At 68.4% G+C, this 21624-nt stretch carries 20 protein-coding genes, 2 pseudogenes and 1 riboswitch; of the genes and pseudogenes, 12 read left to right on the forward strand and 10 right to left on the reverse strand.

What is annotated here, in order from left to right:
* The first annotated feature begins 73 nt into the window (after positions 1-73).
* On the forward strand, positions 74-1093 hold the full coding sequence (gene fbaA, locus ACZ9J7_RS09875) for a class II fructose-bisphosphate aldolase (RefSeq protein ID WP_324644005.1): 1020 nt from the start codon (positions 74-76) through the stop codon (positions 1091-1093).
* Entirely contained in the window at positions 1094-1513 is a 420-nt protein-coding gene (locus ACZ9J7_RS09880) for a DUF3151 domain-containing protein (RefSeq protein WP_476209033.1), read from the forward strand. It begins immediately after the preceding gene.
* A 77-nt stretch (positions 1514-1590) separates the two neighbouring features.
* Here ACZ9J7_RS09880 and ACZ9J7_RS09885 read toward each other — a convergent pair whose 3' ends face one another.
* Positions 1591-2223, reverse strand: a complete 633-nt coding sequence (locus ACZ9J7_RS09885; RefSeq protein ID WP_476209035.1) for a uracil-DNA glycosylase family protein — start codon at positions 2221-2223, stop codon at positions 1591-1593.
* Positions 2224-2434: 211 nt separating this feature from the next.
* A complete protein-coding gene (locus ACZ9J7_RS09890) occupies positions 2435-3643 on the reverse strand; it encodes a cobalamin-independent methionine synthase II family protein (protein WP_476209037.1) in 1209 nt (402 codons plus the stop codon).
* A 13-nt stretch (positions 3644-3656) separates the two neighbouring features.
* Positions 3657-3761, reverse strand: a riboswitch (SAM riboswitch).
* Positions 3762-4024: 263 nt separating this feature from the next.
* Between ACZ9J7_RS09890 and ACZ9J7_RS09895 the strand changes: the two genes are divergently transcribed.
* The 4 genes from ACZ9J7_RS09895 to ACZ9J7_RS09910 all read left to right on the forward strand — a co-directional run bounded on the left by ACZ9J7_RS09895 (position 4025) and on the right by ACZ9J7_RS09910 (position 7609).
* Complete coding sequence (locus ACZ9J7_RS09895; RefSeq protein WP_476209039.1) at positions 4025-5314, forward strand: adenylosuccinate synthase; 1290 nt, start codon at positions 4025-4027, stop codon at positions 5312-5314.
* Positions 5315-5492: 178 nt separating this feature from the next.
* Positions 5493-5864 carry a YegP family protein gene (locus tag ACZ9J7_RS09900; protein ID WP_476209041.1) on the forward strand — a complete coding sequence of 124 codons (372 nt, stop codon included), beginning with the start codon at positions 5493-5495 and terminating at the stop codon, positions 5862-5864.
* 273 nt (positions 5865-6137) lie between these two features.
* Positions 6138-6689 carry an RNA polymerase sigma factor gene (locus tag ACZ9J7_RS09905; RefSeq protein ID WP_476209043.1) on the forward strand — a complete coding sequence of 184 codons (552 nt, stop codon included), beginning with the start codon at positions 6138-6140 and terminating at the stop codon, positions 6687-6689.
* Complete coding sequence (locus ACZ9J7_RS09910) at positions 6686-7609, forward strand: hypothetical protein (RefSeq protein ID WP_476209045.1); 924 nt, start codon at positions 6686-6688, stop codon at positions 7607-7609. Before ACZ9J7_RS09905 ends, ACZ9J7_RS09910 begins: the two co-directional genes overlap by 4 nt.
* A gap of 59 nt (positions 7610-7668) precedes the next feature.
* Here the strand turns inward: ACZ9J7_RS09910 and ACZ9J7_RS09915 are convergent, their stop codons facing one another.
* The 4 genes from ACZ9J7_RS09915 to acs are packed head-to-tail and all read right to left on the reverse strand — an operon-like array spanning position 7669 to position 12732.
* The gene (locus ACZ9J7_RS09915) at positions 7669-8163 is read right to left on the reverse strand and encodes a CoA-binding protein (RefSeq protein ID WP_214944045.1); all 495 of its coding nucleotides are present in this window, start codon (positions 8161-8163) and stop codon (positions 7669-7671) included.
* The gene (locus tag ACZ9J7_RS09920; protein WP_476209047.1) at positions 8160-9521 is read right to left on the reverse strand and encodes an O-acetylhomoserine aminocarboxypropyltransferase/cysteine synthase family protein; all 1362 of its coding nucleotides are present in this window, start codon (positions 9519-9521) and stop codon (positions 8160-8162) included. Before ACZ9J7_RS09920 ends, ACZ9J7_RS09915 begins: the two co-directional genes overlap by 4 nt.
* The gene (sfnG, locus tag ACZ9J7_RS09925) at positions 9521-10714 is read right to left on the reverse strand and encodes a dimethylsulfone monooxygenase SfnG (protein ID WP_476209049.1); all 1194 of its coding nucleotides are present in this window, start codon (positions 10712-10714) and stop codon (positions 9521-9523) included. Before sfnG ends, ACZ9J7_RS09920 begins: the two co-directional genes overlap by 1 nt.
* Entirely contained in the window at positions 10711-12732 is a 2022-nt protein-coding gene (gene acs / locus ACZ9J7_RS09930; protein ID WP_476211831.1) for an acetate--CoA ligase, read from the reverse strand. Before acs ends, sfnG begins: the two co-directional genes overlap by 4 nt.
* A gap of 248 nt (positions 12733-12980) precedes the next feature.
* Between acs and ACZ9J7_RS09935 the strand changes: the two genes are divergently transcribed.
* Positions 12981-13406, forward strand: a complete 426-nt coding sequence (locus tag ACZ9J7_RS09935) for a CoA-binding protein (protein WP_476209051.1) — start codon at positions 12981-12983, stop codon at positions 13404-13406.
* Positions 13407-13413: 7 nt separating this feature from the next.
* Here ACZ9J7_RS09935 and ACZ9J7_RS09940 read toward each other — a convergent pair whose 3' ends face one another.
* Positions 13414-14448: an isopenicillin N synthase family dioxygenase gene (locus tag ACZ9J7_RS09940; RefSeq protein ID WP_476209052.1), complete on the reverse strand. Its 1035-nt coding sequence runs from the start codon at positions 14446-14448 to the stop codon at positions 13414-13416.
* 45 nt (positions 14449-14493) lie between these two features.
* Here ACZ9J7_RS09940 and ACZ9J7_RS09945 point away from each other — a divergent pair, with 45 nt between their 5' ends.
* From ACZ9J7_RS09945 to ACZ9J7_RS09965, 5 genes are all read left to right on the forward strand, one after another.
* On the forward strand, positions 14494-14907 hold the full coding sequence (locus ACZ9J7_RS09945) for an MmcQ/YjbR family DNA-binding protein (protein ID WP_476209054.1): 414 nt from the start codon (positions 14494-14496) through the stop codon (positions 14905-14907).
* A complete protein-coding gene (locus ACZ9J7_RS09950) occupies positions 14900-15448 on the forward strand; it encodes a DUF1990 family protein (protein ID WP_476209056.1) in 549 nt (182 codons plus the stop codon). Before ACZ9J7_RS09945 ends, ACZ9J7_RS09950 begins: the two co-directional genes overlap by 8 nt.
* Positions 15445-15765 carry a putative quinol monooxygenase gene (locus ACZ9J7_RS09955; RefSeq protein WP_476209057.1) on the forward strand — a complete coding sequence of 107 codons (321 nt, stop codon included), beginning with the start codon at positions 15445-15447 and terminating at the stop codon, positions 15763-15765. Before ACZ9J7_RS09950 ends, ACZ9J7_RS09955 begins: the two co-directional genes overlap by 4 nt.
* Positions 15766-15773: 8 nt before the next feature.
* Positions 15774-16067: a DUF503 domain-containing protein gene (locus ACZ9J7_RS09960; protein WP_175319074.1), complete on the forward strand. Its 294-nt coding sequence runs from the start codon at positions 15774-15776 to the stop codon at positions 16065-16067.
* A 175-nt stretch (positions 16068-16242) separates the two neighbouring features.
* Positions 16243-17184: a hypothetical protein gene (locus tag ACZ9J7_RS09965; RefSeq protein ID WP_476209059.1), complete on the forward strand. Its 942-nt coding sequence runs from the start codon at positions 16243-16245 to the stop codon at positions 17182-17184.
* Positions 17185-17262: 78 nt separating this feature from the next.
* On the opposite strand, the pseudogene ACZ9J7_RS09970 reads toward ACZ9J7_RS09965, so the two are convergent.
* From ACZ9J7_RS09970 to purQ, 3 genes and pseudogenes are all read right to left on the reverse strand, one after another.
* Positions 17263-17982: pseudogene (locus ACZ9J7_RS09970) on the reverse strand (AIR synthase-related protein); the annotation flags it as partial.
* Between the two features lie 1269 nt (positions 17983-19251).
* Positions 19252-20854 (reverse strand): annotated as a pseudogene (gene purL / locus ACZ9J7_RS09975) (phosphoribosylformylglycinamidine synthase subunit PurL); the annotation flags it as partial.
* The gene (gene purQ, locus ACZ9J7_RS09980; protein ID WP_141158234.1) at positions 20851-21624 is read right to left on the reverse strand and encodes a phosphoribosylformylglycinamidine synthase subunit PurQ; all 774 of its coding nucleotides are present in this window, start codon (positions 21622-21624) and stop codon (positions 20851-20853) included. The pseudogene purL and the gene purQ, both read right to left, overlap by 4 nt.

Raw genomic sequence — 21624 nt, forward strand, 5'->3', positions numbered from 1 at the left:
GGATGGTGCCAAGCCGTAAGCGGTCTACTTGAGGGTCATCCACCCACAGACGAAACTCAGCAGAGGAGCCAGCATGCCCATTGCAACCCCAGAGATCTACGCCGAGATGATCGACCGCGCGAAGGCCGGCGGATTCGCCTTCCCCGCCGTCAACGTCACGTCCTCGCAGACGCTGAACGCCGCGCTCCGTGGCTTCGCCGAGGCAGAGTCCGACGGCATTGTGCAGGTTTCCACCGGCGGTGCCGCCTACTGGTCCGGCGCCTCCACCAAGGACATGGTTGCCGGTTCCCTGGGCTTCGCGGCGTTCGCCCGCGAAGTGGCCAAGAACTACGGTGTCAACATCGCCCTGCACACGGACCACTGCCCCAAGGACAAGCTGGACGGTTTTGTCCTGCCCCTGCTGGCAGCCTCCGAGGCTGAGGTGAAGGCCGGCCGCAACCCGCTGTTCAACTCCCACATGTGGGACGGCTCCGCAGAGACCCTGCAGGAGAACCTGAAGATCGCCCGCGACCTGCTGGCCCGCACCGCCGCCGCCAAGATGATCCTCGAGGTGGAGATCGGCACCGTCGGTGGCGAGGAAGACGGCGTCGAGAACGCCATCAATGACAAGCTCTACACCACGGTGGAAGACGCCCTGGCGACCATCGACGCCCTCGGCTCCGGCGAGAACGGCCGCTACATCACCGCCCTGACCTTCGGCAACGTGCACGGCGTCTACAAGCCCGGCGGGGTCAAGCTGCGTCCGGAGATCCTCAAGGACATTCAGGCCCAGGTGGGTGCCAAGATCGGCAAGGACAACCCGTTCGACCTCGTGTTCCACGGCGGCTCCGGCTCCTCCGACCAGGAAATCGCCGACGCCGTTTCCTATGGCGTGATCAAGATGAACATCGACACCGACACCCAGTATGCCTACACCCGTCCGGTGGCGGACCACATGTTCAAGAACTACGACGGCGTCCTGAAGGTTGACGGCGAAGTGGGCAACAAGAAGACCTACGACCCCCGTGTCTGGGGCGCCTCCGCCGAAGCCGGCCTGGCAGCCCGCGTGGTGGAAGCCACCAAGCAGCTCGGTTCGGCCGGAAAGACCTTCTAGATGTCGGATGAGTTCCGCAAGAACCTGATGGGGCCGGAGCCCACGCTCCTGCCCGCCGAGACTGAGGTCAACGCGCAGTTGGAGGCCGGGCACGAGGCCCTGGACCTGGTGGAAAAGCACCCCACGTCCTCGCTGCTCTGGGCCGTGCTGGCTGAGGAGGCGTGGACAGAAGGACGCACCATCGACTCCTACGCCTACGCCCGGGTTGGCTACCACCGGGGCCTGGACGCGCTGCGCCGCAACGGCTGGCGCGGCGTTGGTCCCATCCCGTGGGAGCACGAGCCGAACCGCGGTTTCCTGCGCGCGCTCTACTCCCTGGGCCGGGCGTCATCGGCCATCGGCGAGGCCGACGAGCCGGAGCGGATCGAAAAGTTCCTCAACGACTCGGATCCCACCGCGAAAGCGGCCATCGAGGGCTAGATTCGAATAATACGACGGCAGGTCACCTTCCCAAGGAAGGTGACCTGCCGTCGTCGTAGGTTGAGCCTGCCGAAACCCTAGGCTTTACGGGCGATACCTGTGCGGGCCATGGCGTCGGCATAGGCCGCGCGCATGTCCTCGAGGTACTCCTCCTGGCGCGCGGGGGAACCGGCGAAAGCACGGCCGCTGAGGGAACGCACCTTGTAGGTCTTCAGGCCGCGGCGCCACAGCAGCGGAACTTCGGTCTTCAGGAGAGCATTGGCCAACCGGTTGGCTTCGGTTCCATGCGCCACGATGACCGAGGCACGGGGCACCAGGGCCAGGAACTTCAGCAGCGGCTTCAGGCCCGCCTGGATCTGGTCCGGGGTGAACTTGCCGTTGGCTTCGCCGGTGACGTGCCAGGGGTGGACGTTCCACGGCATCACGAACTCGGGGCGCAGGCCCAGCTTCCACTGGAGCCCCAGCATGCGGGTAGCCGCGTCCTGGTCACCGGCCGTGATGAATCCGGACGGGTCTGCCTCGCCGATGTTGGAGAACAAGCTGATGATGCGGCATTCGTCGACGTCATGCATCGGGTCCACATAGGGCACCACGGTTCCGGGCTTGGCCTCCTGCAGGGAATCACACAGTTCGTTGACGGCTGCAACGCTGGGTTCGTAGCGGCGGCTCATGAGCTGTTCGTGGAATGTTTCTGGGGCCAGGGCTGTCATGAAGTGCTGGGTCTCCTGCGGGGATTGGCGTTGCTGCCGCCACGGAAATGGGCACGCGGGGGCGCGACACATCAGCGGCGGTTGATTGGGGTGGGCCGATTCCTGGTCGGCCTTACCCAGTTTAGCAAGCCCCGGGAAACGAAACGCCGGTCTCGTGCACCTGACTCAGCCAGGGCACGGAACCGGCGGGTTCCCGCTTCGCCTCTTGCAGCTACCAGAGGCGGCTGGTGGCGCGGCGGGCGCCCTCGCCGAGGGCCTCCAGCTTGGCGAAGGCGATCTGGGGGTGCACCCTGCCGCCCAGGCCGCAGTCGGTGGAGGCGATGACGTTTTCGCGGCCCACGACGTCGGCAAAACGGACGATGCGGTCGGCAACGAGGTCAGGGTGTTCCACCACGTTGGTGGCATGGGACACGACGCCCGGGATGATGATTTTGCCCTCGGGGAGCTTGGTGTCCTCCCATACGCGCCATTCGTGTTCGTGGCGGACGTTGGCTGCCTCGAAGGAGTAAGCGCCGGCGTTGACCTGCAGCACCGAGCCGATGATGTCGGCGAACGGGATGTCCGTGGTGTGCGGGCCGTGCCAGGAACCCCAGCAGACGTGCAGCCGGATCTGTTCCTGCGGCAGGTCGCGGAGGGCCCAGTTGGTGGCCTCCACGCGCAGCTGGATGAACTTCAGGTAGTCCTCCAGGCTGGGCTCGGGATTGATCTGGTCCCAGCTCTCGGCGAGGGACGGATCGTCGAGCTGCACCGTGAGGCCGGCGTCGACGATGGCCTTGTATTCCTCCCGCATGGCATCGGCGCAGGCGTAGACAAGTTCCTCATCCGACTTGTAGTACTCGTTGGCCACGCGGGCGCAGGAGCCGGGAGAGAGGGATGCTACGAAGCCGTCGGACAACCCGGCGGCGGCGAGGCCGGTCTTCAGGTTCTTGATGTCCGATGCCACCAGGTCCTGGCCCGTGTAGGTCAGGGGTCCGGCGATCTTGGGCTGGGTCACGCTCTTGCGGTGGGACAGGATGCCCGAGGAGGGGTCGTTGTAGGCCTCGTTGAACGCCTGCCGGTCGCGCCGGTCGGGGAAGGAAGTCAGGACAATGTTGCCGGGGGAGGAGCGGTGCACCTGGGCATCGGCCCAGCGGTCCACGTTGGTTGGCTCCAGGCCGCCCAGCCGTGCGAAGGAGTAGTTCCACCAGGCACCGTAGTCCACGGAGTTGGCCATCGTGTGCCCGTATTCGCCGTCGTTGGGAATGTCGATGCCGAGGTCCTTCTGGCGCTGGACCACATCCACCACGGAGGTTTCAAGGAGGTCCAGGAATTCCGGGGTGATGCCATCGGTTTCCTTGGCGGCATTGGCGGCGATGAGTTCAGGGGTGCGGGGCAACGATCCGGCGTGGGTGACGCGGATGTGGTCGGTGTTCAGGGGCATGCTGGAATCTTCCTTTCCATCGGTCCTGGCAGTAGCACCTTCGGCCCGCAGGAATCCTGCTGGACCGTGGTTGCTGCGGCGTCATCGAGCCAGGTCTCTCGGCCGCTCCGGATGGTTCACTCTCAGATAAATGGAGAGACCCGCCTTGGGGCAAGTCTGCGCCGCTTTGTGTCGCGCCTGTTTTGTGGCGGGCCACAACAGTGGACAAAGTGCCCTATCGGCTAAACTTGGGTGGTAAGAGCCCCGGAACTCTTGCTTCGCTGCGCCGTGCTGCGGCTGTGCGAAGGCCGGTCTGTTCGGGGCATTCTCATGAACGGCGCTGCATGGGCCTGCCACCTGGTGGCCGGGCCCGGGCGGCCCGAACGAATGGGGGAGGATCCCATGCCAGCAATTGTGATCGTAGGAGCCCAGTGGGGCGACGAAGGAAAAGGCAAGGCCACCGACCTGCTGGGCGGCCGTGTTGACTACGTCGTCAAGCCCAACGGCGGCAACAACGCCGGGCACACCGTCGTCGTAGGCGGTGAAAAGTACGAACTCAAACTTCTGCCGGCAGGCATTCTCAGCCCCAACGCCGTTCCCGTCATCGGCAACGGCTGCGTGGTGAACCTGGAGGCCCTCTTCCAGGAAATCGACGGACTCCAGGCGCGCGGCGCCGACACCTCAAAGCTGCGGGTCTCCGCCAACGCCCACCTGGTGGCGCCCTACCACCAGGTGCTGGACAAGGTGACCGAACGCTTCCTGGGAAGCCGGGCCATTGGCACCACCGGCCGCGGCATCGGTCCCGCCTACATGGACAAGGTGGCCCGGCTGGGCATCCGCGTCCAGGATGTCTTCGACGAATCGATTCTCCGCCAGAAGGTGGAAGGCTCGCTGCGGCAGAAGAACGAACTCCTGGTCAAGGTCTACAACCGCCGCGGTGTGGTGGTGGACGAGATCGTGGAGTACTTCCTGTCCTTCGCCGAGCGGCTCCGCCCGCTGGTCATCGACAGCACCCTGGTCCTGAACTCCGCGCTGGACGAGGGCAAGGTTGTCCTGATGGAGGGCGGCCAGGCAACATTCCTGGACGTGGACCACGGCACCTACCCGTTCGTGACCTCCTCCAACCCCACCGCCGGCGGCGCCTCGGTGGGCTCCGGCATCGGCCCCACGCGGATCTCCCGCTCCATCGGCATCATCAAGGCCTACACCACCCGCGTTGGTGCCGGCCCGTTCCCCACGGAGCTCTTCGATGAGATGGGCGTCTACCTGCAGAAGACCGGCGGCGAATTCGGCGTCAACACCGGCCGTCCCCGCCGCTGTGGCTGGTACGACGCGGTCCTGGCCCGCCACGCCTCCCGCGTCAACGGCTTCACGGACTACTTCGTCACCAAGCTGGACGTCCTCACCGGCATCGAGCAGATCCCGGTATGTGTCGCCTACGACGTCGACGGCGTGCGGCATGACGAGATGCCCATGACGCAGACCGAGTTCCACCACGCGAAGCCCATCTTCGAGTACTTCGACGGGTGGACCGAAGACATCACCGGAGCCCGGACGCTGGCGGACCTGCCGGAGAACGCGCGCAATTACGTCCTGGCGCTGGAGAAGCTTTCCGGAACCCGGTTCTCCGCCATCGGCGTTGGCCCGGACCGGGACCAGACCATCGTGGTGAACGACCTCATCAACGACTGACGACTCCTCCCGAAACGGGGGGATTACGACGGCGGCAGGCCACCTATTGCAGGTGGCCTGCCGCTTGTTTTGGCGGCGGAAAACGAATTTACACAGGCTTAACGCGCGCGGTCTTGTGAGGCTTCCGGTGCCGCCGCCAGACTCGTCTGTACCACCTGGTGCCCAAGGAAGGATCGTCATGGCCGGAAAATTTGAAGCATTCGTCGACGCTGATTCGTTTTTCCGGTTCCGGCTCCTGGCTCCGGACGGGGCCGTGATCGCCGTCTCCGGCCCTTTTGAGGACAAAGCCGCCGTGGTGGCGGGGATAGCCGCGGTTCGCGAATGTGCCGGAACCGGCCTGGTGACCGACCTCTGTCCCGCCGGGGCCGTCTCCCGTCCCGCGCCCGTACCCGCAGCAGCTGCTGCCGCTTTGCCGGCGGAGCTTCCCGCCGCCGTCGTACCCGTATGCGGCGAGGAGCGCACGCCCGCCCTGGTGCACGCCTTCGTGCTGGCAGGGGCACCCCGCAGGCACGCCAGTGTGCCCCGTTGGACCAGGACAGCAACCCGCTGAAAAAGATTTCGAACTTTTTTTGAAAAGGCGTAACCCCCCGGGCAGCCGGAGCGATTACCTCTATGAAGCGCCGGCCTGGAACCTGTCCCCCATCACGTTCCAGGCCGGCTCTTTTATCTTTCCGCAAGGGTGGCCGCCCAGGCTTCGCCCGTCACTGGCCCCGGCCGTGGCGCTTCGGGCTGTGCGGTTACTGGCGGGTAAAGTGAGGGCAGCGTTCCGGATGTACTGAACGCTGCCCTGCCACCACCCTTCTTGACGGAAAGCACCACGTCAGTGACCGATGCACAGACAGACGAGGCCCCGGGCCAGCCAGTTTCCGGGACCGCTGCCTTCAGCCTGGTTTATAAGACGTACGCATCACAGGTTCTGGGCTATCTCACGGCCCGGGGAGTCGAGGATCCGGAGGCCGCCATGCAGGAAGTGTTCCTGTCCGTGCTGCCACGTCTCGGTACCGTGCGGGGAGGGGAGTCGGGGCTGCGGACCTTTATCTTCTCTGTTGCCCACGCCCGGATGGTGGATGACCACCGCCGCCAGAGCCGGACTCCGGTCAAGCTGTCCTTCGAGCCCGAGCTCGACCAGCGCCAGGACACGTCGGCGGAGAAGGAAGCCCTGCAGCGCATCGAACCCCGGGAAGTCCTCAGGCTGCTGGACGGGCTGCCCCAGGACCAGCGGGACGTTCTGTCCCTGCGCCTGGTGGCCGGCCTCACGGTGGAACAGACGGCGGAGACCATGGAAAAGAGCGCTGGTTCGGTGAAGCAGCTGCAGCGGCGCGCATTGCTGAAACTCCGGGAACTTGCCGCAGTGAAGGAGTACCTCGCGCCATGACGCCTGCCCAGGATAACCTTGCCGCCCTTGTCGACGACATGCTGCAGGACGTCGGCTTCGAACTGGATGCGGACCTTCGCGGGGCCCTCCATTCGCTGGGCGCCCTGGCGTCCGTGCCCACGCCCGAGCCCACCGGGGAGCTCGCTGCACTGCTCACGGCAGCCGGGCCCATCCTCGGGGAGGGCCCCGTACCCGGCGGCGCGCCCGATGCCGCAGCCGGAGAACGTGAAGTTGGGCAGGACGATGAGCCTCCCGCCGATGAACTGGCCCGCCGCCGCCGCAGGCACCGTCCCACCACGCTGGGGCTTGTGCTGGTGGCCGGAATGGGGCTGGGAGTTGGCGGGGTAGCCGCCAGCTCCACACCTCACGGGAGCAGCCCCGTGGAGCAACTGCTGGAGGATTTGTCGCCCTGGAGCAATTCGGTGAGCGGTCCGTCGGCCGCGGGCTACGGCTACCGTGCTCCCAGGCTGGCTTCCGACGGGGAACTTGCCGCAGGCCCGGAGGCTGCGGCCGGTGGGGCCAGCGACGCCGCCAACCTTGCCTCCCGCCTCCTGCCGGACCACGACGGAGCTCCCCGGCACACGGGGCATGTGCACACAGGCACGCCGCACTGTGCCGGCCCGGTCAACCACGAAGCAGCCGGCGGGATGTGTACGCCTGCCGGGGCAGGGGCTGTCCCGCAGGGCAACGGAGCCGGCCGCGGCAGGGACGGCCAGGGAGCTGCGGCGGAAGAAGTGCCGGCAGGACCAGCCGCCGCAAACCAGGGGAAGGCGGGCACCCCGGCTTCAGAGACTGCGGCCGCAGCGGCAGGTGCGGCCAACGGGCCGGCAAAACCCGCCGCCGGAGTGGTCCAGGGCCAGGCAGGTCCCCAGGGCGCGGGGCAGGGAAACGTTCCGAAGCCCACATCTCCGGCGAAATAGTCGAAACAGCAACAGCGGGCCCGTTGAACGGACCCGCTGTTGTCATCTTCAGCAGCTGGTCAGGCCATGACCTGGCGCTTGGAGGAAATCACGCCGGTATCGAAACCGGCCAGGTGCAGGCCCCCGTGGAAGCGTGCATGCTCGATCTTCACGCAGCGGTCCATCACCACGTTCAGCCCTGCGGCTTCCGCGCCTGCCGCGACGCCTTCGTGCCAGGACCCCAGCTGCAGCCAGAGTGTTTTGGCGCCGGCGGCCACGGCCTCGTCAAGGACGCCCGGAAGGTCGTCGTGCTTGCGGAACACGTCAACGATGTCCGGGCTCTCCGGCAGGTCCGCGAGGGAGGCGTACGTGGGCTGCCCCAGGATCTCCTTGACCACCGGGTTCACGAAGTACACCTTGTAGCGGGTGGAGGAGAGCAGGTAGGTGGCCACGAAGTAGCTGGCCCGCGACGGCTTGTCAGAGGCTCCAACAATGGCTATGGATTTCGCCTGCCGGAGCAGGGCCAGCCGCTCAGGTGCCGATGGGCCGGACCAGGTACGTTCGGCGGTGCTCATGCGTTTGCTCCGATCGTGCAGGAATCCTTGGCTGAACCGGTCAAAGCCTGGGTTTCGACAGGCTCAACCAGCGTGCTGGACGCCTCGGTCAGTGCCTGGTCCAGGTCCCACAGGATGTCCTCGATGTCCTCGAGGCCCACTGAGATGCGGACCAGGTCCTCCGGCACGCCCGCGGATTCCAGCTGTGCCGCATTGAGCTGCTGGTGGGTGGTGGAGCCGGGGTGGATCACCAGGGTCCGGGAGTCACCCACGTTGGCCAGGTGGGAAGCCAGCTGCAGGGACTCGATGAACTTCTGCCCCGCGGCGCGCCCGCCCTTCACCCCGAACGAGAAGACCGATCCCGGGCCCAGCGGCAGGTACTTCCGTGCCCTGTCGTAGTGCGGGTGGGAGGGCAACCCGGAGTAGTTGACGTAGGCCACCCGGTCATCGTTTTCGAGCCACTCGGCCACGGCCCGCGCGTTCTTCAGGTGCTCGTCGAGCCGCTGCGGCAGCGTCTCGACGCCCTGGAGCAGCTGGAACGCCGACTGCGGCGACAGCGCCGGGCCGATGTCGCGCAGCTGCTCGCTGCGCAGTTTGGTGAGGAAGCCGTATTCGCCGAAGTTGCCCCACCAGGAGACGTTGCCGTAGGAAGCCACGGGTTCGGTCATGGTGGGGAACTTGCCGTTGCCCCAGTTGAACCGGCCGCTTTCCACCACCACGCCGCCCAGTGTGGTGCCGTGGCCGCCCAGGAACTTCGTAGCGGAGTGGATCACGATGTCGGCACCGTGCTCGATCGGCCGCACGAGGTACGGCGTGCTCAAGGTGGCGTCGACCACCAGGGGGATCCCGGCGTCGTGTGCCACTTTGGCCAGCCCCGCCAGGTCCTGGACCTCCGACGACGGGTTGGCCACCACCTCCACGAAGATCGCCTTGGTGTTCTCCCGCACTGCCGCGGCATAGTCGGCGGGGTCGGTTCCGGCAACAAAGGTGGTGTCCACGCCGAACCGGCGCAGGGTGACATCGAGCTGGGTCACGGTGCCGCCGTACAGCTGGGAGGCTGCCACGATGTGGTCACCCGCCTGGGTCAGGGCGGCAAAGGTGATGAACTCCGCTGCCATGCCCGACGCCGTAGCGACCGCTCCGATGCCGCCTTCGAGGGACGCGATGCGCTCCTCGAACGCCGCGACGGTGGGGTTGCCGATGCGGGAGTAGATGTTGCCGTACTTCTGCAGCGCGAACAGGTTGGCGGCGTCGTTGGTGTCCTTGAAGACGAAGGACGTGGTCTGGTAGATGGGTACGGCGCGGGCGCCGTGCTCGGCGTCGGGGGTGCCGCCGGCGTGCAGGGCGCGGGTGCGGAACCCGAAGGTGCGTTCAGCCATCAGACAGCCACGGCTTCGGCGGCAACCGGGGTTCCGGACAGGTCCAGTTCGGTGCCGTTCCTGCGGGCCAGGTCCGCCTCCAGCTCCCGGACGATCGGCAGGATGTCGCGGCCGAACGCCGCCACCTCCTCCTGGAAGTGCAGGTAGCCGGTGAGGAACAGGTTTACGCCGATCTTCTTGTACTCCACGATGCGCTCGGCGATCTGTTCCGGGGTGCCGATGAGCTGGGTCTTGAAGCCGTCGTTGTACTGGACCAGGTCCTCGAACGTGGAGTCGGCCCACATGCCCTTGCCGTCCTTGGTGGAGGCGCCTGCTTCCTGCACCGCGTCGCGGAAGCCCTGCACTGCTGGCTTGTGGGCCTTCTCCACGATCTCGCGCAGGGTGTCCCGGGCCTCCTTTTCGGAGTCGCGGGCGATGACGAACCCGTTGAGGCCGAACCGGGGAGCGGCCAGCCGCCCCTCGGTGCCGCGGCTCGTTTCGCCGGCAGCGGCCACCACCCCGGCGATGTTCTCCTTGAAGCCCTCAAGGTCCTTGCCGTTGGAGAAGTACCAGTCCGCCACGCGGCCGGCGGTGGCCTGGGCCGCCGTCGAGTTTCCGCCGAAGAAGATCTCCGGGTGCGCCCGGCCTGGTACGTCAACGGGAGCCGGGTTCAGGGTGAAGTCGGTGATGTTGTAGTACTTGCCGGACTGGCTGTAGTCCTTCTCGGTCCACAAGCCGCGCAGGACGTTGATGAATTCCTCGGTGCGGACGTAGCGCTCGTCGTGCTCCAGCCACTCCAGGCCGAAGTTGGTGAACTCGCTCTTCAGCCAGCCCGAGACGATGTTCACGGCGGCACGCCCGTTGGAGATGTGGTCGGCAGTGATGATGTACTTCGCCAGCACGCCGGGGTGCCACATTCCGGGGTGCACTGCGGCGATGACCTTCAGGCGCTCCGTGGCGGCCAGCAGGGCCAGGCTGAACGAGGTCGCCTCGTGCTGCTTGTCCGCGCCGTAGGAGGCGGCGTACCGGGTCTGGGTCAGGGCGTACTCGAAGCCGGATTCCTCGGCGATGCGCGCCAGCTTCCTGTTGTAGTCGAAGTCCCAGCCGGTGCGCTGCTCGATGGTGGATACCACCAGGCCGCCGGAGACGTTGGGCACCCAGTAGGCGAACTTGAGGGGCTCGGAGAGACGGGCGACGTTGCTGATGTCTGTCATGATTCTTCCTTCGTTAGGGCCCGCTGGCGCAGGACGTCTTGGATACCGGCGATGGCCGGTTCGTTCTGGAGTGAGGTGGTGTCGCCCAGGACTGTGCCTTCGAACAGCTGGGTGAGCAGCCGGCGCATGATTTTGCCGCTGCGCGTTTTGGGAACATCGGGAACCACGACGACGTCGCGCGGCTTGGCGATGGGGCCGATCTCCTTGGCGACGTGGTTCCGGAGGTCCTCGATACAGTCTGCCGGGGCCCCGGTCTTCAGCACGACGAAGGCCACCACCGCGTGCCCGGTCTTCGGATCCGCCACCGGGCAGACCCCGGCCTCCACCACGTCCGGGTGCGACACCAGGGCGGACTCGATCTCGATGGTGGAGAGCAGGTGGCCGGAGACGTTCAGGGTGTCATCCACGCGGCCCAGGATCCAGATATCGCCGTCGGCGTCGTACTTGGCGCCGTCGCCTGCCAGGAACCAGCCCCGGTCCGCGTACTTGCTCCAGTACGAATCGAAGTAGCGCCGGGGGTTGCCCCAGACGGTGCGCGCGATGGCGGGCCCGGGGGAGTCAACCACGATGTTTCCCTGGACGCCCGGCGCCACGGTATCGCCGCCGTCGTCCACGATCCTGGTGCTGACCCCCGGCAGCGGGCGTGCCGCGCAGCCTGGCTTGAAGCTGGTGTCCGTGGGTGCGGGGGAGAGGATGGTGGCGCCGGTTTCGGACTGCCACCATGTGTCCACCACCGGTGCGGTGCCGGCACCCACATTCTCGCGCAGCCAGCGCCAGGCCTCCGGGTTGACCGCTTCCCCGACGGTGCCCAGCAATCGGATGGAGGACAGGTCGTAGGTGTCCGGAACGCCGTCCGGGAACCAGCCCATGAGGGACCTGACCAGCGTGGGCGCGGTGTAGTACTGGGTTACGCCGTACCGTTCGATGATTTCGAAATGCCGGCCCGGATGGGGGGTGTTGGGCGTGCCCTCGAAGATGACCTGCGTGGCGCCGTTGGACAGCGGCCCGTAGATTTCGTAGGTGTGCGCCGTAACCCACGCGAGATCGGCCGTGCACCAGTGCACGTCCTGGTCGCGGAGGGCCGGGTCCGGGTTGCTGAAGAGGTGCTCGAAGCTCCACGAGGCCTGCGTCAGGTAGCCGCCGGAGGTGTGCACCAGGCCCTTGGGCTTACCGGTGGTCCCGGAGGTGTACATGATGAACAGCGGCGTCTCGGCGTCGAAAGCCTCCGGCTCGTGGACGTCCGGGGCGTTTCCGACGACGTCATGCCACCACACGTCGCGGCCTGCGGTCATGGGGACGGCAGCCAGGTCGCCGGCAGGGGTGGTGCGGTTGACCACCAGGACGTGCTCGATGGCATTGTCCCCGGCGACCGCGGCGTCCGCGTTGTCCTTCACAGGAACAGCCACGCCGCGGCGGAACTGGCCGTCGGTGGTGACCAGGAGCTTGGCGCCGGTGTCCTCCACCCGGAACTTCAGCGCTTCGGCCGAGAAACCGCCGAACACCAGGGAGTGGATGGCGCCGATCCGGGCCACGGCAAGCGTGATGATGACTGTTTCGGGGATGACCGGGAGGTAGATGACCACGCGGTCGCCCTTGGTGATGCCCAGGGCCAGGAGCGCATTGGCGGCTTTGGCCACCTCGCGCTGGAGCTCGGCGTACGTGATGGACCTGCGGTCGCCCGGCTCGCCTTCGAAGTGGAGGGCCACCTTGGCGCCGCGGCCGGCCGCGACGTGGCGGTCCACGCAGTTGGCCGCCACATTGAGCCGTCCGCCTTCAAACCAGGTGATGCCCGGTCCGCGGCCGGCTTCCGGGTCCGCCGGATTCCAGCGGTGCGCAGTGTGCCACGGGGTGTCCCAATCCAGGCGCAGCGCCTGCTGCTCCCAGAAGGCGACGTTGTCCGGGTGCACCCCCGCGTTCAGGTCCATCGTTTCAGAGGCGCTCAAGCCCATCGTTTCACTCCATCGGTCCTGGCGGTAGCACCCGACGGAGGCAGCGTTCCGGAAAAGCCAGTTCCGGATATCCGTTGCTGCGGTCCTTGCTATCGCCGGGGCGTTGGGGCGCGTCCGGCGACCAGGGTTGCTGCGGCGTCATCGATCCAGGTCTCTCGGCCGCTCGGGATGGTCAAAGACCACTACACAGCAATGAATCGGCGAGAGCAAACTCTCGCGTCTGCCGCGTAATATTCATTCACAGCGTCCATTGGCGCCCCCGATCATTCTTTTATTCGACCGGACGTGACTCCAGGTATGGAGCGTAGGCTGATCCCATGGGCCACACGAACGATCCTGCAGTCATTGAACGGCTTATGCGAACCAAGGGCCGGTGGGCCATCGTGGGCCTGACCACCAATGAGTGGCGCTCAGCCTATGATGTTTCGCTGTTGATCCGCGACCGGCTGGGCATGGAAATCATCCCCGTCAACCTGCCCGGCGATGCTGTCCACGGCGAACCGGGGTACCGCACCCTGGCCGACATTCCGGCGGAAAAGCAGCCCATCGACGTCGTGGATTGCTTTGTGAATTCGCAGAAGGTGGGCAGCGTGGTTGACCAGGCCATTGCCGTGGGCGCCAAGGCCGTGTGGATGCAGCTGGGCGTCATTGACGAGGCGGCGGCGGAGCGCGCCAAGGCGGCCGGCCTCGATGTGGTGATGAACGCCTGCCCTGCTCAGGTTGCCTGGAAGTACGGGCTTTAGGGCTCCCCTAACCCCGGCGCTTCAGCAATTCCGGATAATGCCGTTCGGTGACGTCCGGGTGCGCGCGCATGCGCCCCTTAAGCATGTTCAGGCCGAAGGATGCCAGCAGCGGGTTGGCGGGATCGTCCGTGATGCCGCGGGCCGCCGCTTTCAGCTCAGGCGCCAGGGGGACGGGCTCGATGACAGCGTCGAGCCGTGGCGACCAGAAGAACGGCACCGAGTAGCGGTCCACGCCCGGCGGCGGGGCCTGGACGCGGTGGATGGTGGCCGCCAGGTAACCCTCGGTGGCCACTTCCAGCATCTCCCCGAGGTTCACCACCAGCGCGCCCGGGAGGGGCTCCACCTGCAGCCATTCGCTGGTACCGGGCGGCAGGACTTCAAGGCCGCCTACGCCGTCCTGCAGCAGGAGCGTCACGAACCCGTAATCGGCGTGGGATCCGACGCCCTGGTCGCCGGCTTCCTCCACCACACCGCCCACGTAGTGCACCAGCTTGCCCATCCACGCCGGAGTGTCCCGGAAGGGTTCATCGAAGTAGTCCTCCGGCAACTGGAGCGAAACCGCGATGGCCCGCAACAGTTCCATACCAACCTCTGACATGAGGTCGGCCCATTCCATGGCGGCGGGCTTGAGCCCGGGAAACGCTTCGTCGGGCCAGAGGTTGGGCCCCTGCAGCAGCCAGTAGGGCTGGTCCTCCGGGTAGTCCGCCACCGGTCCGCGCTCGGGGGAGTAGTCGATCTGCTCCCGCGCGTCCGCCCGGCCCTGGGTCACTTCGGTGCCCATGCGGGTGTAGCCGCGGAAGTGCGGCGAGAGGCGGTTGTCCAGTTTCATCCGCTCGGCAAGGGGAAGGTTGAAGAACTGCCGGACAAGGTCCAGCAACTCTTCAGCCTGGCCGGGTCGGCCGCCGTAGCCGGTGATCTGGAAGAAGCCCACGTCATGGGTGGCATGCCGCAGCTGTTCGATGAATTCCGGGCTGAAGGTTCCGTAGGGCTGCCGTGCGGAACTCAGATCCAGAACAGGAATGGCTCCCTGGTCGCGTGACATCCTCGCAGACTAGCACCGTACACGCGTGCTTTATAGGCTTCCTCCATGGACCCCAACGCGCTGCGGACACTCTGCCTTTCGTTTCCCGGTGCCTACGAGGATTTTCCGTTTGGACCGGAAACGTCGGTCTTCAAAGTCCGGTCCCAGATCGCCGGGGGCGCCCGCCACGAGGCGAAGCTGTTTGCCCTGTCATCCATGGACGAGGACGACTTCTACGTAAACCTGAAGTGTGAACCGGCCCTTGCCGTGCAGCTGCGGGCAGTACATGCGGCGATTACCGGCGCATGGCACATGAACAAGACCCATTGGAACGGTGTCCGCCTTGACGGATCGCTGCCGGACGGGATGGTCCGGGACATGGTGGAGGACTCCTACGACCTCGTGGTGGCAGGCTTGAGCCGGAAGCAGCAGGAACAACTGGGGTGGGCACGCCTCGGGAAGGCAGGCAACGGTGACTGACAAGGCAACTGCCCGGCTCGAATACCCGGGAGTGGGAAGCACCGAACAGGGGAGCGCCCCCGAGGGGTATGACCGTGTCCTGGAAGAGGTTCGCCTTGGCACTGGGCTGGACACTTACCGGCGCGTGGCGGACGGCATCCTCGCCTGGGAACTGCAGCGGCGGGCCGGGCTTCGGGTCCGCACCGGCTCACCGCGGGCCGTGCCGGGGGCACACGTGGTGAGCGGATTCGGCGTCGGGCCTTTCCGCCTGCCGGCACCCTGCCGGGTGGTGTGGGTCCATGAGCCGGTGCCGGGTGAAATTCCGCAGTCGGCCGGTTTTGGCTACGGCACTTTGCCCGGCCACCCTGCCCGCGGGGAGGAATCCTTTGAGGTGGAGATCAACAGCCAAGGCGAGGTGTGGTTGCGGATCCGGGCGTTCAGCAGGCCCGCCAACTGGTTCTACGCCGCCGGCGGACTGGTGACCCGCGCGGCGCAGCGCTACGTTACTTCCCGGTACATTGAAGGGGCACGCAGTCTCGCCGCGGAAGGAAAATTCCAGTGATCTTTATCGTCGTCAAGTTCAAGGTCAAGCCCGAGTGGTCCGAGCGCTGGCCGGAGCTCGTGGCGGACTTTACCGAAGCCACCCGCAAGGAACCGGGCAACCTCTGGTTCGACTGGTCACGCAGCCTGGATGACCCCAACGAATACATCCTGGTGGAAGCCTTCCAGGATGATGCCGCCGGCGACCACGTGAACAGCGACCACTTCCAGAAAGCCATGGCTGACATGCCGCAGGCCCTCGTAGAGACGCCGAAGATCATCAGCCGGCAGCTCGACGGTGATGGCTGGGACCTCATGGGCGAGCTCACCATCAGCTAGGAACTTCCATGTGGATCGGCTGGACCGAGTTCGATGTCCTCCTTGGCGACGTACACAGCCTCAAGGAGAAACGTTCCGTGGTCCGGCCGCTCCTGGCCGAACTCAAGCGCCGCTTCGAGGTCTCCGTGGCGGAGGTGGGGGACCACGGCCAGTACCGGCGCACGCAGCTCGGAGTCGGGCTGGTGGCGGCGGACCGGGCGCACCTCGTGGAGGTGCTTGCCGCCGTCGAACGCTTCGTGGCAGGCCGGCCGGAGATCGAGCTGCTCAGCGCCCGCCAGCGCGAGCTCCACAGCGAGGACTAACCCCACCGCCACCCTCGCCTCGCAAGCTCGGCCAGGGAGCCCTGGCGGCGTGGGCCCACCCGTCGATTGCTCCGTAAACGCCCTTTTGGCGCCTCAAAAGGGCGTTTACGGAGCAGTCGATGGAGGATGTGGATAACTTCTGCGGACCTGCGACTCCTTCTGCTCTGATGTAGCGATGAAGACTGCACATCCGCTTCCTGAAGTACTTGAGGGCCGGCCGTTCACTGCGGCTGAGGCGGTAAGGGAGGGGGTCTCAGCCAAGCGCCTGAGGCATCGTTCCCTCAGCAGGCTTGGTAAGGGCATCAGGGCAGACGGCCCGACGGCGGCGCTCCCCTTGGGCGCCAGGGTCCGGCCGTTCATCGAAGTCAACGAGCGGTGCGCTGCGTCGCACTTGACGGCGGCTGAGCTTCATTCACTGCCGCAGCGGCGCCAGGACGGGCCCTTTGACGTTTTCCACCTCATCCGTCCCGAAGGCGCAGCCCATCTGGACCGGCCCCACGTCATCGTGCACCGCATGAAGCTGTACGAGGACGAAGTCATGGCAATTGACGGGATTCCGGTGACAACGCCGGAGCGGACGTGGCTCGACATGGCCGAGCTGCTGTCAGTCGACGAGCTGGTGGCCATGGGGGATGCCTGCGTCCGCGTTCCGCGCCTCGAATTCGAGGGCCGAAGCATGCCGCTGTGCAGTATGTGGGATCTGCAGCGGACGATTGACAGGCACCGGGGGAAGCGGGGGCTCCGGAAGGCAAAGGAGGCCCTGGAACTCATCCGGGTCGGAGCGGATTCGGCCCAGGAAACCATGCTTCGGCTCGCGATTGTGCGCGCGGGGCTGCCCGAACCCGAGTTGAACGTCCCGATCATCACTGAAGACGGCGCCAGGCATCACGAACCGGACCTGTCCTACCGCAAATACCGGATCGGCATCGAGTACGAGGGCGAACACCACGGCGACGCAAGCCAGATCGCCAGGGACATAGCCCGCTCCGAACGGTACGCCGCCCTGGGATGGACCGAGGTCAGGATCTCCAAGCGCCACATGGTCAACGATGCCAAGCCCGCCGCCGCCAAGGTGCTGGTTGCCCTGGCACAGGCCGGCCGGCGGAGGAACCCTTAAAACGATTGCTCCGTAACCGCCGTTTTGAGGGCTCAAAAGGGCAGTTACGGAGCAGTCGACGGGTGGTGCCGGTGGAGATTAGCCGAAGTACTTCGGCAGGGTCCCCTCGTGGGCGTCGCGGAGGGCGTCCAGGGACAGGCCCTCCACGCCGTTGATCTCCAGCTTGCCGCTGGCCGCGTCCACCACGCCGATGCGGGTGTGCGCGAAGCCGCGGGCGGTGCACATGTCCGTGAACCGGATTTCCTCCGACCGCGGGACGCCCACGATGGCGCGGCCCTGGGACTCGGAGAAGAGCGCGGTGAACAGGTCCACGCCATCCCGGTCAACAACATCCTGAAGCGCAATCCGGGCACCCACGCCGTAGCGCAGCGAGGACTCGACCAGCGCAGCCGCGAGGCCGCCCTCGGAGAGGTCGTGTGCGGCGTCGATCATGCCGTCGCGGGAAGCGTTGATCAGGATCTCGCCGAGGGCGCGTTCCGCCTCGAGGTCGACCTTGGGCGGCTGGCCGCCCAGGTGGCCGCGCATGTTGGCCCATTCGGAACCGTCCAGCTCGGCAGCGGTGGTGCCCAGCAGGTAGATGGCCTGGCCGTCCTCGCGCCAGCCCGACGGCGTGCGGCGGGCGACGTCGTCGAGCTTGCCCAGCACTGCCACCACGGGGGAGGGGTGGATGGGCGTGGTGCCCGTCTGGTTGTACAGCGAGACGTTGCCGCCGGTGACCGGAATGCCCAGCACCATGCAGGCGTCGGACAGGCCGCGGATTGCCTCGGCCAGCTGCCACATGACGTCCGGGGGGGGGGGGGGGGGGGGGGGGGGGGGGGGGGGGGGGGGGGGGGGGGGGGGGGGGGGGGGGGGGGGGGGGGGGGGGGGGGGGGGGGGGGGGGGGGGGGGGGGGGGGGGGGGGGGGGGGGGGGGGGGGGGGGGGGGGGGGGGGGGGGGGGGGGGGGGGGGGGGGGGGGGGGGGGGGGGGGGGGGGGGGGGGGGGGGGGGGGGGGGGGGGGGGGGGGGGGGGGGGGGGGGGGGGGGGGGGGGGGGGGGGGGGGGGGGGGGGGGGGGGGGGGGGGGGGGGGGGGGGGGGGGGGGGGGGGGGGGGGGGGGGGGGGGGGGGGGGGGGGGGGGGGGGGGGGGGGGGGGGGGGGGGGGGGGGGGGGGGGGGGGGGGGGGGGGGGGGGGGGGGGGGGGGGGGGGGGGGGGGGGGGGGGGGGGGGGGGGGGGGGGGTGGGGGGGGGGGTGGGGGGGGGGGGGGGGGGGGGGGGGGTGGGGTGGGGGGGGGGGGGGGGGGGGGGGGGGGGGGGGGGGGGGGGGGGGGGGGGGGGGGGGGGGGGGGGGGGGGGGGGGGGGGGGGGGGGGGGGGGGGGGGGGGGGGGGGGGGGGGGGGGGTGGGGGGGGGGGGGGGGGGGGGTGGGGGGGGGGGGGGGGGGGGGGGGGGGGGGGGGGGTGGGGGGGGGGGGGGGGGGGGGGGGGGGGGGGGGGGGGGGGGGGGGGGGGGGGGGGGGGGGGGGGGGGGGTGGGGTGGGGGGGGGGGGGGGGGGGGTGGGGGGGGGGTGGGGGGGGGGGGGGGGGGGGGGGGGGGGGGGGGGGGGGGGGGGGGGGGGGGGGGGGGGGGGGGGGTGGGGGGGGGGGGGGGGGGGGGGGGGGGGGGGGTGGGGGGGGGGGGGGGGGGGGGGGGGGGGGGGGGGGGGGGGTGGGGGGGGGGGGGGGGGGGGGGGGGGGGGGGGGGGGGGGGGGGGGGGGGGGGGGGTGGGGGGGGGGGGGGGGGGGTGGGGGGGGGGGGGGGGGGGGGGGGGGGGGGGGGGGGGGGGGGGGGGGGGGGGGGGGGGGGGGGGGGGGGGGGGGGGGGGGGGGGGGGGGGGGGGGGGGGGGGGGGGGGGGGGGGGGGGGGGGGGGGGGGGGGGGGGGGGGGGGGGGGGGGGGGGGGGGGGGGGGGGGGGGGGGGGGGGGGGGGGGGGGGGGGGGGGGGGGGGGGGGGGGGGGGGGGGGGGGGGGGGGGGGGGGGGGGGGGGGGGGGGGGGGGGGGGGGGGGGGGGGGGGGGGGGGGGGGGGGGGGGGGGGGGGGGGGGGGGGGGGGGGGGGGTCCTCGGGGGAGCCGAAGTTCAGGCAGTCGCTGACGGCCATGGGGATCGCACCCGCGGTGGCCACGTTGCGGTAGGCCTCGGCCAGTGCCAGCTGCGCGCCGTGGTACGGGTCCAGGTAGGTGTAACGGCCGTTGGCATCCGTGGCCAGGGGCGACGCCCAGGCCGGACTCCTCGTCAACGCGGACCACGCCGGCGTCGTCGGGGAACGCCATGGAGGTGTTGCCGCCGACGTACCGGTCGTACTGGTTGGTGATCCAGGCCTTGGAGCACATGTTCGGTGAGGCCACGAGTTCGGTCACGGCCGCAGCGAGCTCGGCCGGGGCGGCCGGGCGGCCGGCGTCCTGCACGGAGCCGGTGAACGTATCGGCCTGGACGGAATCCTGCCACTCGGGACGGGCGAACGGGCGGTCGTAGACCGGTCCGTCGTGCGCCACGGTGCGGGGATCGACGTCGACAATCACGTCGCCTTCCCAGGTGATGATCAGGCGGCCGGTATCGGTCACCTCGCCCAGCCAGGAGTACTCCACCGCCCACTTGTCCATGACGGCCTCGAACGCTTCCACGTTCTCCGGCGTGACCACGGCCATCATCCGTTCCTGCGACTCGGACATCAGGATCTCGCCCGGGGTCAGCGTGGGGTCGCGCAGCAGGACGGAGGTCAGCTCAACCTGCATGCCGCCGTCGCCATTGGAGGCAAGCTCCGACGTGGCGCAGGAGATGCCCGCAGCGCCGAGGTCCTGGATGCCTTCCACCAGGGAGCCCTTGAAGAGCTCCAGGCAGCACTCGATGAGGACCTTCTCGGCGAAGGGATCGCCCACCTGGACGGCGGGGCGCTTGGAGGGCTTGGTGTCGTCAAAGGACTCGGAGGCCAGCACGGAGGCGCCGCCGATGCCGTCGCCGCCGGTGCGGGCACCGAACAGGACCACCTTGTTGCCCTTGCCGGAGGCGTTGGCCAGGCGGATATCCTCGTGGCGCATGACGCCGACAGCCAGGGCGTTGACCAACGGGTTGCCCTGGTAGACGGAGTCGAAGACCATCTCTCCACCGATGTTGGGCAGGCCCAGGGAGTTGCCGTAGCCGCCGATGCCGGCCACGGCGCCGTGCATGACGCGGGCGGTGTCCGGGTGGTCGATGGCGCCGAACCGCAGCGGATCCATGACAGCAACCGGGCGGGCGCCCATGGAGATGATGTCGCGGACAATGCCGCCGATGCCGGTCGCGGCGCCCTGGTAAGGCTCAACAAACGACGGCGAGTTGTGCGATTCGATCTTGAAGGTCACGGCCCAGCCGTCCCCCAGGTTGGTCACGCCGGCGTTTTCGCCGATGCCCACCAGCATGTCCTTCTTCATTTCCTCGGTGACCTTCTGGCCGAACTGGCGCAGGTGGTTCTTGGAGGACTTGTAGGAGCAGTGCTCGCTCCACATAACGGAGTACATGGCCAGTTCGGCGCCGGTGGGGCGGCGGCCCAGGACCTTGACGATCTCGTCGAACTCGTTCTGCTTCAGGCCGAGCTCGGCCCAGGGCAGCTCGGTGTCCGGAGTCTTGGCTGCGTTCTCGACGGTGTCGATGTTGAACTTCTTGGTGGTTTCGGTGGTCACTTGTCGCCTCCCACAATCTTGTTCAGTACGGAGGTGAAGAAGCCGAGGCCGTCGGTATCGGACCCGCCGATGCCGTCCAGCGACTCGGGGCCGAAGCCCGGTTCCACGGCGTGCTCCGGGTGCGGCATGAGGCCCACCACGTTGCCGGCGGCATTGGAGATGCCGGCGATGTCCCGGCGGGAACCGTTCGGGTTGAAGCCCACGTAACGGAAGACGACTCGGCCCTCGGCCTCAAGGGCGTCCAGGGTTTTTTCGTCGGCGATGTACTGGCCGTCCTGGTTCTTCAGCGGGATGGTGATTTCCTGGCCGGCCTGGTAGTCCAGCGTCCACGCGGTGTTGGTGTTCTCCACGCGCAGCACCTGGTCGCGGCAGAGGAACTTCAGGTGGTCGTTCTTGATCATCGAGCCGGGCAGCAGGTGCGACTCGGTGAGGATTTGGAAGCCGTTGCAAATGCCCAGGACGGGCAGCTTGGCGTCGGAGTTGGCGGCGTCGATGATCCTGGACATCAGCGGCGCGAAGCGGGCAATGGCGCCGGCGCGGAGGTAGTCGCCGTAGGAGAAGCCGCCGGGAATCACGACGGCGTCCACATCACCGAGTTCGGTGTCGCCGTGCCAGAGCTCGACGGCGGTGGCACCGGCGAGGCGCACGGCGCGGGCAGCGTCCCGGTCATCAAGGGTACCGGGGAAGGTCACGACGCCGATGCGGGCGCCGGCGAGGCGCGGCTCCGCCGCGACGGCGACAGCCTCGCCAATCAGGGGAAGTTCAGTCAT

This window comes from Pseudarthrobacter sp. TE9888 (genome assembly GCF_056279345.1).